Genomic DNA, 17,447 nt, shown 5'->3' on the forward strand with positions numbered 1-17,447 from the left:
ACTCAGTATCTAAAATTTTGTCATATAAAAGCTAACAACTATGAAAAACAGGCTAGTAACTAGCCTGTTAAAGTAAATCTTCTAATGTATAGTTTGAGAATTCTTCAATAAATTTTTGTAAAGCATCTGAAGTAATACTTTTTAGTTTGCAGCCACTTGATAATAGCGGGCACCCAGCTGATTTATTAAAGCATTCTAAAATATTTAAATTATCTTCCGTAATTTTTAGAATCTCACCTAAGTTTATCTCTTGAGGCTCACAACCAAGTCGAAGTCCACCTCCACGTCCCTTTATTGAAGTGACATAAGGCGTTTTACCTAACTTATGAATGACTTTTTTCATATGTTGTTCTGATGTATTTAGATTCATTGATAATTCTTCAACGGTACACAGTTGGTCACGATGTTGTGCTAAATAAATAAGTGCACGAAAGCTATAATCACTGAATTTGGATAGTTGCATCGAAATCCCACCTTTTTTAACTTATTCTTATTATACAACATAAAGTATCTATTGTTTTGACTATTTCTTGGTGATTATTGATTGTTATCTTCACGATTTAATAGATGGCTACTAAATGATAATCTCTATAAAAATTTATTAAAAATAAGACGAGACGCTTTAAATGAAAACTTTTCTCATTAACATTTTCTTCTGTTATCTTTGTTCTTCCGCAGTCAAATCTTTAAATTCATGTTTTTTTAAAAAAAATAAATGTGCATATTATTTGAACATTATATTCGATTTATGATATAGTTACCTCAACAAACAATAAGGAGAGATGATTATGTTAGATCAACAAACAATTGAAATTATTAAAAGTACAGTACCTGCTTTAAAATCACACGGTATTCAAATTACAACAACATTCTATAAAAATATGTTTGAACAAAATCCTGAAGTGGCACCACTCTTTAATATGGAGCGTCAAAAATCAGGTGAACAACCAAAAGCTTTAGCTCTGACTGTTTTAGCTGCTGCTCAAAATGTTGATAACTTAGGGGCAATTATGCCTGTTGTTAACAAAATCGCAGTTAAACATTGTGATTGTGGCGTTTTAGAAGAACATTACCCAATCGTTGGAGCGCATTTACTTGGGGCAATCAAAGAAGTTTTAGGAGAGGCCGCAACTGATGAAATCATCGAAGCTTGGGCTAAAACTTATGATGTAATCGCACAAGTTTTCATTAATGTTGAAAAAGAAATCTACGCATCACGCGCTTAATAAAAAAATTCCTATGACCAATGAGGTTATAGGAATTTTTTTATTAAAATGATAAATAACCAAGTGGTTCACATGACATATACTAATATTACGATTTGGATAAGGGAGGAGACTCATTATGAATAGTGATTGTACTTCTGAAGAACAAAAGGAAACACTCACAGAACAAAAACTTGCTATTATTCAGCTAGGGCGTTTTGCAACATGGATTTTTATTATGGGGTCTTTTTTCTATCTTTATGGTTTTGATGAAGAAGAAAAATCGCTTTTCTCACCTACTACAGCAGAAGCAAATTTTCATCAAAAAACTGCATCTAATGTGATCGTAGAGGGAAGTAGTTTATTCTTAGTTGCTATTATTCTCTTAACCCTTATGACTTGGGAAAAGCTATAAATTTTAATGACTACCTCAAATTCAAACAATGAGATGATAGAGGGTGAAATGCCTGTTTTTAAATCTAATCTGATAAAAATTGTAGGTTTCTTAGGCGCAACAGTTGGTTATATTGATATCGCAGATGCAACTAATCATCTATCTGATTGAACTTTTTGCGAGGTATAAATTCCACTTTTCCCCGCAAATACATAACTAATGACACATGTAATAAAAAGGTATTTAAGATTACCTCCCCCGAATAATTCAAGCCCCATCGCAAAGGAAGCGAGGGGAGTTTTGGTTCCACCACAAAATACACCAATCATTCCAAGTCCCGCTACAAAGGACAGTGGCAAATTAAATAAGGGAGCTAAAAAGTTGCCAAATGTTGCTCCTACAACAAACAGCGGCGTCACTTCTCCACCTTGAAATCCGGTTGCAAGAGTAATAGATGTTAACAATAATTTAATCAAAAATGCATACCCCACAACTGGTGATTCAAATGCTTCTTTTAATAAAGGTAAACTTAATCCTAAATACATTCGATTTCGTATCATTAACATTAATCCAATGATGATTAATCCACCAACGAAACTTTTGACATAACTCTTTTTAAGTTTATCAGAAAATATCTTTTTTAAATAATGCGTTAACTCAGCAAATAATTTGCTCATTAATCCAAATAAGATTGAACACGCCATAACTTTATAAAATAAAAAAGGATTCTGTGATGATAAAGTTTCCATTTCGTAATGACTATGACTCACGTTAAATAGAGTTGAAACATAGGTTCCGATATAGCTCGATAACAAGCAAGGAATAATGGATTCATATCTCATTTTTCCAATGGTACTCACTTCAAGACCGAATATCGTTCCGGCTATTGGCGTTCCAAAGACAACACCAAATCCACTACTGACGCCGCTAATAATCAAAATAGTGGCATCTTCTTTGTTTAAATGAAGGAAATGACTAAGTTTTGAACAAATACTGGCACCAATTTGAACGCCTGTTCCTTCTCTTCCGGCAGATCCCCCAAATAAATGAGTCACAACGGTTCCTAAAAAAACAAGGGGGGCCATTCTAAAAGGAATCTCTCCCACTCCTTCGTTGATTCGTTCGATAATTAAATTATTCCCTTTAGCAGAATCCTTACCAAATTTTAAATATAAATAACTAACGAAGGCTCCGCCAAATGGTAGTAAATAAAGAAGCCATGGTCGGTGTTCACGTAAGTTTGTAACATACTGTAAACTATTTAAGAAAAACGAAATAAAAATTCCAACAAGGGTGCCCGAAACAATAGCTAATAAGAACCATTTCAAAAAATGTCTTGCAACACTTGCAATGTCTTTAACGTACTCTTGTAATAAATCCATTTCATCACCTCTTGATATATGATTTCCAAAAAAACAAGAAAAAACTCCTCAGATAGGAGTTTTAAAAGTCTTCTGATAACAAATGATTTAGGAAATAATCTCGATTATTAATAAACATCTCAGTGATTTGATAAACTGATGTTTCGGTATAATCACAGGGTTCAATGGTTCCATGATCAAATGATAAAATACTTGCTTCTGGAATAGCCAAAAGAATGGGTGAATGCGTTGCAATAATAAATTGAGCACCACGTTTTGCTAGACGATGTATTTCAATTAATAAGGTGAGTTGGCGTTGAGGAGAAAGTGCGGCTTCTGGTTCATCTAAAATGTAAATTCCATCTGCAGATAATGCCCCCTGTAGAAGGGAAAGAAAACTTTCACCATGTGATTGTTCATGAAATGACTTTCCACCATATCTATCATAGTAAATTTCGATTGGATCATTCCCACGATATTCTTCAGCCTGACTGGCCACATTATAAAAACTTTCAGCTCTAAGAAAATAACTATTTTTCGGACGTTTAATGCCTCGAGTAAAAGAAATAGCTTTATGTAATTCAGAATGTGATTCATACGTAGAGAAGTTATAATTTCGTGTTCCACCTTCTGCACTAAATCCATAGGCAACAGCAATCGCTTCGATTAAAGTCGATTTTCCTGAACCATTCTCTCCTACAAAAAATGTAATGTTGTGATTGAAGGATAGCTGATTAAGTTGATTTAATGCTTTGATATGTCTAACATAACTGTCTTCACCGATCTGACTCCAGTCAATCTTAATATGATTAATAAATCGCTCTTTCATCTTAACATCCACATCCTCGTTTACTTATCTACTGTCATTATAACAAAAAAATCCCTCAAACGATTGGTCTGAGGGATTTAAAAAGGATTTTATCACGATAGTCACTAATAGGGGTCTTATGTTAGGTTAAGTTTTAAAAAAGTTATTTCTATTCAAGTCCTCTAACTTGAATTTCATAAATACGTACAGCTGAATCTGAGTTTTGTGTTGGTTTGATGGCACTAACTCTTACATATTGAGCCTCAACAGCTTTGAAGGTATCAACGGTTGTCGCCGCAGAATTTCTTGTGATATTCACCACTTCTTCAAAGTTTTCTCCATCTTGACTCACTTCAATTGTATAAGCTTTGGTGTTCATTCCATCACTTTCTCCACCCGCTTCGGCATGAGCCATGTACACTTCACTGATTGTCTTTAATTCTCCAAGATCAATCACAATCCAGTGTGGCGCAGTCCCTGTTGCACACCATTTCGTATCAAGTAATCCATCAACCGCAAATTGAGGCGCCTCATTGTTATTTACAAATCCTGACGCTTCTGTCGCTTTTCCTTCTGATAAATTCACAAGTTCTGTTGCAGCATTAGAAACGGTAATAATTTCTTCTTTTGTGACACTGACTTCTCCTGATTTATTTTTAGCAGTTAATGTAACAGTATAGACACCTTCTTCTGCAAAATTGATCGTCGGTGTTACATCTGTACTACTTTCAATATTAGCACCTTTAAATTCCCATACAAATTCTTCAGCATTTTGAGATGAAAGATTTGTAAACGTCACATCATCCCCTGGTGCAACTAATGTTCTTGAAACACTGAACTCAGCTTTTGGCATACTGTTATCAGGCCATTCCATTGTTGCTTTTGCACTTGTTCCTTGCTCTCCTAAGTTATTAACTGCTACAACTTCAAAGTTCGTTTGATTTGACTCACCCTCGCGTGGAAGTGCGTTATAGAAGAATGCAGTTGTTGCAGACGTTCCTAAGAATGATTTTGTTCCATCTTGGTTAATTTGATAAATTTCATAATGTCCATTTGAATCAGCATTTCCTTCCCAAGATAACTTAACTCCAGCATACATTGCATCTTCATCAAATAAATAATCTTCAACTTTTAAATTGCTAGCTGTTGCATTTGTTGCATCAGACTCTCTTGCAATCGTCATATTACCGATGCTTAGTCTTAATCCGCTCACTTCTTCTTTTGAAGAGATAGCATATGAAATATTTTTAATAGCTTTTCCTGATAACTTAGACACATCATAAGATAATGTTGTCCACTCATCCACTGATACTTTTTCTTTAGATTTTAACGTTTCAGTTGTTCCATCATGGAAATCTAACACCAAATCAAAATCAACATTTTCAGATGACTTAATCGCTGTTGTAAATGACACCTTATCTTCAAGTGTTAAATCGGCACTAAATAATTTAATTGTAGATTTTTTTCCTGCTTCCATATTTCCAAGGAGTTTGATTGAGTTTCCACCATAAAAGGCATTTGCGTAATCAATATCGGCACTTAAAGTATTCGCCCCTTCGTTTTCAATCATCCAGCGGTAAGTAGGTAAAACATCTGCCATACTACGGTTATTCCAATCTGTTTCAGACACTTTTTCACCATCAATGAAGAAATTATACCCATGTCCTAAATTGAAGTTCGTCATAAATGGTAACGAATTAACAACGCTTTTCTCAACAATATATGTTGAAACTCCTCGCCATTCACGATCAGTTGCACTTGTTGAAACTGACGGATCTCCATTTTCATTTACCCATAAACGATTTTCTTTGGCATGGAAATCATCAATTGAACTAGCAGAAGCATATGTCCAACTTGGGCAATATAAACCTAAAGATGTATTTCCTGCCTCAAATAATTCCCAGCGAATTGGTGTATTAACTCCATTGGCTTGAACATCAATTCCGGCATAAATAACATTTGGATTAATTCCTAACTCTTGTGCTTTTTGTGTTGAAGCTTCAAGTAAATTTTCTGGTGCTAATGTGTCTGTTGTCCACCAGAAGTTTAAGAACATACTATCGGCAATCATTTCTTGGTTATCACCAACTAAGAAGAATTCATTTTCTTCAGTTAAAGCATTTTGCCAATCCATTTCCCCCTCTTTAGTCATTGAATCATACCACATGATTTCAAGACTATCCCCTGCTTTTGCTTTAAATTCAACAATTAACTCTTTCATTAACTGTGCATGTTCAGGTGTCAGAGGTGTTTCTTCGTTTCCTTCTGTTTCTTGATTGATAAACCATCCATCAAATCCATAAGACTGTGCGACTTCGATTAATTTATCAACAATCGGGAAGCTTCCATTTTCATCTTTTGTTAAGAATTCATCTAACCAAGCCATTTTTCCACCATGTGCTTCCATTGGGAAAAAGACTGTTCCAAGAACCGGAACTCCATTTTTATGAGCAGCATTTGTAACATCAGCCGTTGGAGGAACAATTAACCCCTCACCTGAAGATCCTCCCCAATAAACCATCTTGTCAACATATTGCCAATATGAGAAGACATTTGAAGAAATTTTATTACTTCCTTGAGATGGATTTCCACTTGTACTATTATTCATAATAGAAATCGCAACAACTTCACGCTCTTTGTCTTGCGTTGCGTTAACTGTCTCTAATCTATCTTTACTTACACGGTCTGCTAAGGCGACTGTACTTCTATTATATTCAAAATGCTTATCACTACTTGGCGTCCATTCTAATAATTCAGCTGGGAACCAATGAGGAGCCGTTGCTAAGTTATTCATAATTAATTCTGTGTTTGCAACTTCTGGACTAATGGTATAAATACTTTGAGGTTTTATTTCATGAACTTCCTCAGTTGTACTTTGTCCTTGCTCAACTGAAGCACATCCTACTAGTGCAGTCCCAACCGTAAATGTTAAAAAGACAGGCATTAAAACTTTTGATCCAGTTAGATTTTTCTTTGAAGACTTTTTAATTCTTTTATAACGTGTCATAATGTATTCCCCTTCAAGTATAAATTTAAAAGTTAAAACAAAACATTAAGTTGATTAATCTTTCCTTAATTTAATGCTTGATACTCTACAAGTGCTAAAGCAATTGCACCGACAACGCCAGCTTTTCCACCTAATTGTGCTTTTTCAATTTTACAGTTTTCACGAATAGGTGCAAGGCATCTTGCATTCATTTCTTCATTAATTTTTTCAAAAACGATTGGCCCTCCGTTTGTAACCCCACCGCCAATCACAATTTTATCCGGATCAAAAATATTAGCGCAGTTAGCAACTGCAATTCCTAAATACGATAAAGTTTCAGAAAGAATTTGATTAGCAACTGCATCACCATTTGTTGCTTCAGTGAAAACTTCTTTAGCTGTCACGGTTTCATACTTACTTAACGTTGTTTCCATTCCTGAACTAACACTATCCCTAGCCATTTTTTCAATATAAATTCCTGAACTCATCGATTCGACACATCCACGATTTCCACACCCACATGCTCTACCATTACGATCAACTGTCGAATGTCCAACTTCAAGTGCATTAGATGTACTTCCTCTGTACAGTTTTCCATTTAAAATAGCTCCGCCACCAACACCGGTACTTGCTGTAATATAAACCATATTTTCGCATCCTTTACCAGCTCCGAAAATATATTCACCAAGAGTTGCAGCATTCGCATCATTATCTAAAAAAGTAGGTATTTGAAATTCATTTTTAATCGCTTCAACGACATTAAAATTTCTAATTGGTAAATTAGGAGGTGAAACAATTAATCCATTTTTCACATCTAGTGGACCTGGAGATCCAATTCCAATCGCCTTAATTCTATCTAAATTAATACCTGTTGAAACTTTTTTAATCGAACTAATCATTTTCTCAATAATTTGTTCCGGTCCTTTACTTGCTTCAGTCGGAACAACTTCTTCATTTAAGATTTCCCCGCGTTCATTAGCGATAGCCGTATAAATTTTAGTTCCACCTAAATCGACACCAATATATAGTGGCTCCATATAATCCCCTCACAAATCACATTTTATTTACTTTCTAAGTTATTCGATTGATGTTCACTTATAAAATTAGCTAATGCTCCTATTAGGTTTGCATCTCCTTTATGGGTACAAGCCCCTAAGACAGGTTTAACTTTAGCAATTTCAATTTTTTCTAATAAATAATCGATTTTTTCGTTAATCTTTTCGATGAAATCTTCTCGTTGTGAAATAGCTCCACCGATTAAAATAATTTCTGGATCATAAAAGTACTGCATATTAAAAATTCCTTTAGCCAAGTTTAAATAAAATCGGTCTAAAATATTTTGACAAAATTCATTTCCCTTAGTGGCTTCTTCAAATACTTTAATTCCATCATAGCTATCATCTTGAAAATGGGCTCTGGCTTTTCTAACAAAAGACATTGTTGAAGCAACATTACTGAAATTATAAAACTCTCCATCTCTTTCTTCCATTAACATATAGCCAAATTCTCCACCATGAAGGTTTTTTCCATGATGAATTTTTCCATCATGAATAATAGCTCCACCAAGTCCTGTCCCACAAACTAAAAATAAAACATCACTAAATGATTGACCTGAGCCATTAAACACTTCGGCAAGTGCTGCACAATTCGCATCATTTTCTATACTGATTGGTAAGTTTGTCGCTTCCCCCATAATTTTTTTCCAATTATGACCATGAATGCATGGGATGGCACTTGAACCATTTACCATGCCAGTCTTGGAATCAACAGCGCCTGGTGAACTAATACTAACTCCCGTAACCTTATACTGTTGTTTAGCTTCTTCAACAAAGCTTACTAAACTATTAATCAAACCATTAAAGTCATGATTTACTTCTAGAGAAGTTTTTTCTACTATCTTCCCCTGTAAGTCTAAAACACCAACTTTGATTGCTGTCCCTCCGATATCTATACAAGCTATCACGACATGCTCCTCCTCGACACATTTTGCATGAACTACTTTTTAAAAAGGAGATATTCTCATATCTCCTTTTTATTTTTTAATCCTTACTTAGAAGCTTTCCATTCATCAATTTGTCGTTGCATTTCTTCAATGATTTTATCTAAACCTTGTTGTTTTAATTTAGTATTTAATTTTTCTAAATACTCATCTACATCCACTGATCCACTGTAGATAGTCGCTTTAAACTCTTCTAAAACGTTGTTAACAGCCGCAATTTCTGTTGAAACTGATTTTGAATTGAATTTGAATCCAAGTGCTGGTGATGATTTTGCAGCATCATTGAAATCTTGGAATTCATCCCATTTAGTTTCAGGTTCGTTTTCTGTTACATAAGTAATAAATAAGTTTCCTAAAGAGAAGTAAGGAACGTCATATCCTTTTTTATTAATTAATTTGATTTGATTATCTCCAATTTTTTCATAGTGAACACCTTCAAGACCATAGTTAATCATATTACGGATTGTTGGGTCAGTATTTAATAAGTTTAAGAACTCAATTGCTTTTTCTTTATTTTTTGAGTTAGCAGAAACAGCAACCATTGATCCAGTTGTTGAACCATTTGTAATCCAAGTGTTAGTAATAGGTGTAGAAACAACTCGGTAACCTAAGCTTTCACTCCAGATTTCATCTGCATATGGTTGACCATCCGCTTTTGTTACAAGACGTTTGATTGATTTATCATCTTGAGCTGTTGCAGCATCAGCGTTGATATATCCAGCTTGATAGTATCTTCTTAATGTTTCTAAATCACGTTTCATTTCATCTGTTTCAAACATGTTCATGACTTTTAATTCACCATTGTCATCTAAAGAAATTCCAACAGGATCTACTAATTGATCGAAGAATACTGTATATGAGAATCCTTTTGTGATGTATAAAGGTACAACATCAGGTTCATTTTCTTTAATCACTTTTAACCATGGTTCTAAATCTTCTAACGCATGAATTTCATCGACTGGAATATCATACTTATCAACATACTCCTGAGTGAACACCCACATCGGTGCTACTCCTAATTCTTTTTGAGTTGGAACAGCATAAGTTTTTCCATCTACTTTAGCTCCATCCCAGAATCGTTGGTCGATCGCTTCTTTCATATCTTTTCCTATTGTATCTAAATAAGGATCTAAGTCTAAAAAGGCACCTTTACGAGCATTTCCCAAATAATCTCCTGCCCATGAACATGTGAAGGCTAAGTCAAAATCTTCACCAGAGTTCACGATGACAGACATTTTTTGACTGTAATCATTGAAATCAATGAATGTCATATCTAGATTTACCCCGATTTTTTCTCCTAAATATTCATTCGCTTTTTCAATAACTTGAGCGTAATCTTTTGGTTCCCCTCCAATAGTGTAATACTTTAATGTGGTGATTTTTTCACCATTAGATGAAGTTGAAGATGATGATGATGTTGAGTTTCCACTACATCCAGCTAATAATGCAGTAGCAGCCATCATGCAGGTTGTAAATGAAATAAGTTTTTTAAATTTCATAAATTACTATTCCTCCCCGAACAATATTTAGTAACGCTTACAATTTAATTTTAGTATATATCGCTTTCATTTCATAGTGTAGATTTTCCACATTTACTTAAATAAATCTCACTATTGAAATACAGATTTCATACTTTTAGGGTACCGTTTACACAAACGGATAAAATACTCTATATTCTTCGCAAAAATTTACATAGATATTTAATCACTTCACTAATACGGATTAATTCACTTTCTTTATTTCTTTCCCTCCAAATAATCTGATACTCATAAAACCATCGCTCTATTTTTAGTGCCAAATTGTTAGCTTCACTCACAGGATCAGCATCCTCACGATTAAATTCATGTCTTAACAAATACAAAGAAAAATCATTTAATAGCTCAATGCCTTGAGCTGAAATTAAAAATTCTCTAAAATCTAACTGATTTTCTGATTTGATTTTCGGTAAATAAGTATTAATTTTTCGATAAATTTCTTGAGCCTTTAGAACATCTTCTCTAATTTGTTGTGGATTAAAACGAGTATACTCCTCAATGATAATATCTCGCATTGGAGTATTAAATTTCTCTTTCCACTTCACAATCTCATACCATGTCATCTGCTGACACTCAGATAAATCCGCTAATAATGAAACAATACGACACGATTGATCTCGGTACTCTAATAAAGAAATAGCTTTAAAATGCTCGTCTTTACTTCTTTCATCTAATGGATTCCAGCTAGTGGCAGCTGCATAAATCATCAATGGCATCGAGTTTGCAAATAAATTAAGATGTCCATAATCTCCCCAATCTGTTGTTAAGACCCCCTCGGCTTCATATTTAACCGCATAAGTTACCATTCTTCTAATGTTCTCATATCCTTTGTTCATTAAATTCATTAAATGGTTCCATCCCGCTACACCAGGGCAGACATACTGTGGCATCCCACTTTTTGCAATTTTTTTCGTATCTGTTTCTTCCACTAAATAATCATAATTCCAATTCAAACAAGTTGGGTGTGACTCAATTTTAGATAGTAAATGCTCATACCTTAAAACCACATCTCCCCAAAATAAAACATCTTTATCGTGATTTTTAGCAATTTGAATAATCTTGTTTAAAAACTCAACATAAAGTTCACCATCATTCAATGTATTTAATAAATGATGACTCTTTCCCTTCCCTAAATCAAAGGTTTCATCACAGCCAATATTAAACTTCTTCGAACTAAACAGCGGTAAAACATCCGCCATCATCTTTTCAACAAGCTCTAAACTAGCCTCATTACTCACATCAAGCGTATGATGTGCCATACGATCATAAAACGAAAACTCAGACTCATCATCTAGCTCACATAAATGCTTGTAACTCTCACTTCGCAATACCTCATACAAATGCCCAAATAACGCAAATGATGGCACCAATTCCACATGTCGCTTTTGACAATAATCATCTAACAAAAGAATTTCCTCAGCCGTTAACGGATCTTTATCATACCAAATCTCACTAAACCCGGTGAAGGCAAAACTATGCTCAATATAAAGCTGAAGCTGATTTATTTTATAGTGGGCCAGTTTATCAACCAATGACTTTAACGTTTCTAAAATCGGAACCTTCCCTCGCGTCACATCGTGATAAAAACCACGGTTTCTAAAATAAGGGCAGTCCTTAATTTCAACACCTGATAATTCTACACCCTCATTCTTAATGATTTGGAGCAACGTTTGAGTCCCATAAAATAACCCTTTTGATGTCGTTGCCTTAATCTCAATATAAGTTTCTTCAATAATTAAATCATATGCTTCTTCCTCTAATTCATCTACTTTAATGAATCGAATGGATGGCGTACTATAATTTCTTTCAAAACATTTTGTCACGCTCAAACGAAACCCGATTAACTCATGAAGTTGTTGCTGTAATAATAAAGCTGACTCTAAATCCTGACTATTACACTGACTCGATAAAATGATTTCAGTATTCGTCCCTAAAAAGAACTTCGTTGCTTCCTTTTTCACATAACTTCTTGGCATTGGTTGTAAATACAAATGACTCATCCCCTTTTATAAAATTGAAATCTGATCCACAAATAAGAATGTTGGCCCCTCACCTGGCAAAATGCTCCACGGTGGACACACTCTTTGATTTTTAGCAAAAACTCTAATATACCTGTAATTCATTGCTTTTTGAACCTGAATATTTGTGACGGCAATCTCTTTTCTTTCAATCGATTCATCACAATTAATCATCTCGATTATCTCAAAGTTTATCCCATCAAGTGACCCCTCGACTAAAACATCTTTGGGATAATAAATCCAGGCACGAGTATCTTGTAAAAAGCCTACTGTTATTTGATTAAACTGTGTTGCCTTTTCTAAATCTACCACAACATCTAAATCATCATGATAGCCAAGCCATGCACCGTCTCGATAATCCTTTGTTCCTTTTTTACCATCAATTAACGTCTCTACTCCATTTGGATTATATTTCTTTATCTCCACCGGTAATGTTTGTCCTTTAATCTTTTTAATCGGTTGAGACTGGAAATAGCCCGCATCTTCTTCCACACTTTCCTTCATTCCATCAACAAAGATTTTAGCCCTAATCTGCCCTTCCTGTGTTAAAACAATCGGTTTTTGATAAAGTAAGGACTGTTTGGTTGGAGGTGTCCCATCTAACGTATAATAAATTTGACCTTCATTATTAGGATTTTTAATCCTAAAAACTTCCGATTCATAAATTCCTGTTAATGATACTTTAGGATCAATGACCGGTTTGAATGCTCGTTTCATAAAATGATTTTGTTTATTTCGAGGCGTATAATCCTCAATCATATTTGAATTTAAAAAAGCTTGCGATACTAAAGACTGCTGTTCACTAAATCTCATTTCTAACCCTTCATTTTCTGAGGCAATGGCTAAATCAAAGTCAGCTAAATTTAAAATTTCACCTTGATCTACAAACAAAGAATAATCAAATTGTTCATGTGTGAAATTGAAAACATTGTTTTTAATCCCTTTTAAAACTGGACAATATTTCATGGCTAATAAAATTCTTGAATGTTCAAACGCCTGATTCGTTTTAATCTGAAGCTTATTTTCTTCACACGTAATCAAGACGCTTATGCCATTATTTAATAGCCAGGTGATTCGGTAATCACAATCATTTAATTTCTCGAAACGAATTGGATTCCCTTCAAGTTCCGTTAGTAATCCTTGAGACTTGAGCTCAAAGAACTGAATTTTTGCTCGAACGTCATCTGTACTAAATTGATGCCCATCCACAACAGGTAGCGTATCAAAAATACTTTCTTCTTCCGTTAAGACGTCTTCATAATAGCGTGAGCGATAGTTTTCATTGAAGAGATGTAAATCTCGAATAATTAAGCTGCCATTTTCAAAAAGGAAACTTAATCGATAAAAACGACTATTATACCAAAGGGTTTTTAAATTCTCTTCGGTATTCCAATCTTTTGTGGCCGCATAGGTTGTGACCGGTGTTAGCTGATATTTTCGTTTATACCAAGCGGCGCTTTCAGCTAACGTTTGAATTCTTAACTGATAAGGTTCTTCAATTTCAGCTAGATGTTTCATTTGAAGCTCATATCCTTTTGACATCGTATCCCATAAAAACGTATTTTCTTGTCCTGTTTGAACATATGAAAATCCAATCGTACTTTCCATCACTTGCCTTTGAAAAAACCACTCCACCCAATCTCTATTTTGAGCAATGGTAGCAGCAGGCTCGAGTGTATAAACACCACAGACTGATTTTCTGATTCCATCTTCAAAGGCATAAATCGGATCAGCGCCTAACAATCTGAATATTGGTAAATCTAACTGATGCTCCTTCGTTTGAGCTGGCATGAATTCATTAAATAAACTTGGATAATAGGCCTGGTTATAATATCCTCCTGATAACGTAAAACCATCAGTCCCAATTTGATCGCGACAAATCGCTGCCCCTTCAATCTGATACTTGTCTTTAAAATGTTTTAACGTGACAATATCTATTACCCAAGATCCAACTGTTTTCGGATAATAACCAAAGATAGATTTAAAATCTTCCATGTAAACATCAACCATTTTAATACGTTCTTCTTTTGTATAGGCTAATGAATAGCCTTTATTCACATGGTCATCAACTGGTGTTTCACCTTTCCATTTAACCGAAGCTTTACTGGCTAGTGATTCATCGATTTCCCACCAGCAGGCGATTTCATCAAACTCATCTAAGTTATCTTTTAAGAGCGCCACATAGTTTTCATCCATCAATGCATCATACTTTAACGCATAAGTGGCCGAAAAGCCATAACGTTTCGTTTCTTCAATCTCATACAAAACAGTTTCAAGCTCCTCTTTCACAAACTGGCCTGATGGATAAACTGTTTTTCGAATAAAATTATAAATATTAACAATGGCTACATGCTCCATACAAACTGATTCCCCTCAATTCTCATGATTTTAAAAATAGAAGTATTTCTTACTTGAAATACTTCTATTTTTTAATGTCATTATGATAAATGTGCGAGTGTTAAAATTTCTTTTTTATGTAACTTCATTTCACTTGTAGTTTTTTCTAAGTGTTCTTCTTCTAATAAATCCGTTTTGTATAAGGTATCCTCAGTTTCTAATTTTAGCATCGCTTCTTCATTCGAAACGTTATACCATCTTGTAATGAGTTCATTATTTGAAGTTGAAACCTTTAAAGCAGATGGAACAACCTCTAAGTATTCTCCTTTTAAAAACTGATAGGTTGATGATAATGCCCCCTCTTGTACTGGAAGGCCTGCGCTTAGCCAATCTACTTGATATTGGTAAGCCTCTGTATAAGATTGATAACGTGACTTAGCATCTCCATGAAGAATAATTGCAAATTCTACTTCATGCTCTCCTAAACATTGAGCATCTGGTGTTAAAAATACTCCCCAGTCACCTAATTCACGAACACCACGATGTAATGTCACAGCAATCGTATTAGATTGTTGACCTAACACTTCATATTCATTAAGTCCCTTATTTGCAATCGTCACTCCGGCTGTTTCATCGTGAACATTAATAAAGGCTTGTTGATGTTGAGCATTGCATGGATTCTCCCATACAGCATGTGGGAATGTTTCACGTTTTGCAACCTCAAAAATTGAGTCTGCATAGTGATATGGTGTGTCAATATTCGTTTCAAATAAGACGCGTAATCGATGATCAAGGGCTTGATTATTGAATTTAGTCACAGCTTTAATCACACGATTTTGACGTTCAATTGTGTATAACGTTTCGATTTCAAATGGAATCAGTTCTTCTCCTCGTGAGGCTTTACGGTATTTGAATTCAACTAAGTCTTGAATTTCTTGATCTAAAATTTCATTTGCTTTTGATGGAATCATTAACGTGTGACTAACTTTTACTACCGTACGATAAGATTGATCTTCAACTACTTCAATATTTGCCACACTCTCGCGTGTTGTAATTGGCGTATCATCTTTTGGCATGAAGTGAATGTATTCATTTCCAATATCTCCACAATCTTCAAATATTCCGAAGTTATCATATGTTTTTTCTGTTGCTTTATCGAAAATACGTAATGATCCATTTTCATTAAAGTGAACCGTCATAAATGGTGTTTCAACTGTTAAATTCTCTTGGATTAAAGAAGATTCTCCTTCTTTTACTTCTTTTGTCTCTACAAGTGCGAAACTTTCATATCCAAATGCCGGAATTTCTTGAACTTCTAAGGTCACTTTGACACGTTTTGCAATGTATGGTTGGCGGAAACGATCTTTTGGTAAGTCGTAATTAAAAGCATTCGGTAAAACTTCAATGGTAGCTGGAATTTTATTTCCATGCACATCGACCACTTCATACGTTGGAAGTTGGCGTTCATGCATTTGTTTGACTACTTCAACAACTGGTCCCTCGCTAAAATACATTTTAGCGACTTCAAGTTCTGTTTCAACAACGCCTGAACGATTCCATCCGCTTGTATTTGCAATGACAAATGGTTTAACCTCTTGATTTTCTTTTTTGAATGCCATTGTATTTATTTGGCTAACTAAATAATCCATGCTTTCATCGATGATATGTTTAGCAACCGACTGCACTTTTTCAAAACGAGTCACCATTTCACGATGTACCTCATCGACACTACATCCACAAATACTATCATGAGGATGATTTTCCATTAGCAATTTCCATGCGTATTTAAATAAATGATGTGGATATGGTTTTCCTTCTTTATGCGCAATCGTTGCTAACGGTTCAGCCATTTTTTCAAGCATCATTTGGCACTTAGCATTCATTTGTTTAATATAAATGCGAGCGGAAGCAGTATTAGCTAATGTATACCATCCATCCGTTTGTTGACTACGTAGCTCTCCTGTAATCGTCGTCATATCATCTGCTAATTTTTCATGAAGTGCCTCAATATATTCTTCAAAATTCGAATGCTTGAATTCTACATCTGGATAAAGTTCTTGAGCCGTTTTAATTGCCTGTGATAAATCCGTTTGAACCGGTTGATGGTCACATCCATTCATAAATAAAAGATGTGGGGTACTTGCATATTTCGTTGCGTCTGCTAATTTTTTTTCCCAATATTTTTTAGCTTCTTCTTTATCAACCGGAACTTCAAGCCCATTACTGTACCAGTTCGCAAATAAAATAGCTAATACTTTTGAACCATCCTCTGATTCCCAATACATTTCCGAATAAGGTGATTCATAAGCATCATTATCACTGACCTCATTGTTAAATCCTGTTGGTTTAACACCTCGCCCAAAAACTGCTGTTTCAATTCCAGCCTTTTTTAAAATTTGTGGCGCTTGTCCCATATTTCCAAAAGAATCAGGGAAATATCCAACTTTACAAACTTCCCCATACTCGCGAGCTAAGTCATGCCCCATTTGTAAGTTACGAATATTTGCTTCACTACTTGTTAAAAACTCATCTTGAAGGATGAACCAAGGTCCGACATGAATACGTTTAGCTTCAATTAATTTTTTTAAACGTTCTTTATTTTCTGGTCGAACTTGTAAATAATCTTCAATCAGTAAGGTTTGTCCATCTAAATGGAAACTTTTATAGTCGGGATCCGTCTCTAATGTATTAATTAAAGTATCCATAAATTCAATTAATAACATGTGATGCTTTTCATATGGTAAATACCATTCACGATCCCAATGACTATGTGAAATAATATGCGCTGTTTTCATAACGTTCTC

Annotated in this window: 12 protein-coding genes; 2 read left to right on the forward strand and 10 right to left on the reverse strand. The window is 34.6% G+C overall.

Annotated features, from left to right (window positions below; genetic code table 11):
• Window positions 1-67: 67 nt before the first annotated feature.
• Window positions 68-463 carry an RrF2 family transcriptional regulator gene (locus HLK68_RS02535; RefSeq protein WP_006784270.1) on the reverse strand — a complete coding sequence of 132 codons (396 nt, stop codon included), beginning with the start codon at window positions 461-463 and terminating at the stop codon, window positions 68-70.
• Between the two features lie 325 nt (window positions 464-788).
• Here HLK68_RS02535 and HLK68_RS02540 point away from each other — a divergent pair, with 325 nt between their 5' ends.
• Both HLK68_RS02540 and HLK68_RS02545 read left to right on the forward strand, forming a co-directional pair.
• Complete coding sequence (locus tag HLK68_RS02540; protein ID WP_006784271.1) at window positions 789-1,226, forward strand: globin domain-containing protein; 438 nt, start codon at window positions 789-791, stop codon at window positions 1,224-1,226.
• A gap of 118 nt (window positions 1,227-1,344) precedes the next feature.
• Entirely contained in the window at window positions 1,345-1,620 is a 276-nt protein-coding gene (locus tag HLK68_RS02545) for a hypothetical protein (protein WP_006783993.1), read from the forward strand.
• A gap of 134 nt (window positions 1,621-1,754) precedes the next feature.
• On the opposite strand, the gene HLK68_RS02550 is transcribed toward HLK68_RS02545, so the two are convergent.
• The 9 genes from HLK68_RS02550 to HLK68_RS02590 all read right to left on the reverse strand — a co-directional run bounded on the left by HLK68_RS02550 (window position 1,755) and on the right by HLK68_RS02590 (window position 17,438).
• Window positions 1,755-2,981 (reverse strand): voltage-gated chloride channel family protein, encoded by a 1,227-nt coding sequence (locus HLK68_RS02550; protein WP_132942564.1) that lies wholly within the window; start codon window positions 2,979-2,981, stop codon window positions 1,755-1,757.
• Between the two features lie 61 nt (window positions 2,982-3,042).
• Window positions 3,043-3,789 (reverse strand): AAA family ATPase, encoded by a 747-nt coding sequence (locus HLK68_RS02555; protein ID WP_006783991.1) that lies wholly within the window; start codon window positions 3,787-3,789, stop codon window positions 3,043-3,045.
• A 148-nt stretch (window positions 3,790-3,937) separates the two neighbouring features.
• Window positions 3,938-6,775, reverse strand: a complete 2,838-nt coding sequence (locus tag HLK68_RS02560) for an endo-beta-N-acetylglucosaminidase (RefSeq protein ID WP_006783990.1) — start codon at window positions 6,773-6,775, stop codon at window positions 3,938-3,940.
• 65 nt (window positions 6,776-6,840) lie between these two features.
• Window positions 6,841-7,791, reverse strand: a complete 951-nt coding sequence (locus HLK68_RS02565) for an ROK family protein (protein WP_006783989.1) — start codon at window positions 7,789-7,791, stop codon at window positions 6,841-6,843.
• Between the two features lie 23 nt (window positions 7,792-7,814).
• The gene (locus HLK68_RS02570; RefSeq protein ID WP_006783988.1) at window positions 7,815-8,717 is read right to left on the reverse strand and encodes an ROK family protein; all 903 of its coding nucleotides are present in this window, start codon (window positions 8,715-8,717) and stop codon (window positions 7,815-7,817) included.
• An 83-nt stretch (window positions 8,718-8,800) separates the two neighbouring features.
• Window positions 8,801-10,252: an ABC transporter substrate-binding protein gene (locus HLK68_RS02575; RefSeq protein WP_006783987.1), complete on the reverse strand. Its 1,452-nt coding sequence runs from the start codon at window positions 10,250-10,252 to the stop codon at window positions 8,801-8,803.
• A gap of 170 nt (window positions 10,253-10,422) precedes the next feature.
• Window positions 10,423-12,279, reverse strand: coding sequence for a beta-N-acetylhexosaminidase (locus tag HLK68_RS02580; protein WP_009606252.1), 1,857 nt, complete (start codon window positions 12,277-12,279; stop codon window positions 10,423-10,425).
• 15 nt (window positions 12,280-12,294) lie between these two features.
• A complete protein-coding gene (locus HLK68_RS02585; RefSeq protein ID WP_006783985.1) occupies window positions 12,295-14,664 on the reverse strand; it encodes a chitobiase/beta-hexosaminidase C-terminal domain-containing protein in 2,370 nt (789 codons plus the stop codon).
• 80 nt (window positions 14,665-14,744) lie between these two features.
• Entirely contained in the window at window positions 14,745-17,438 is a 2,694-nt protein-coding gene (locus tag HLK68_RS02590) for an alpha-mannosidase (protein ID WP_006783984.1), read from the reverse strand.
• Window positions 17,439-17,447: the final 9 nt, after the last annotated feature.

This window comes from Turicibacter sanguinis (genome assembly GCF_013046825.1).
Taxonomy (GTDB): Bacteria; Bacillota_I; Bacilli_A; order MOL361; family Turicibacteraceae; genus Turicibacter; species Turicibacter sanguinis.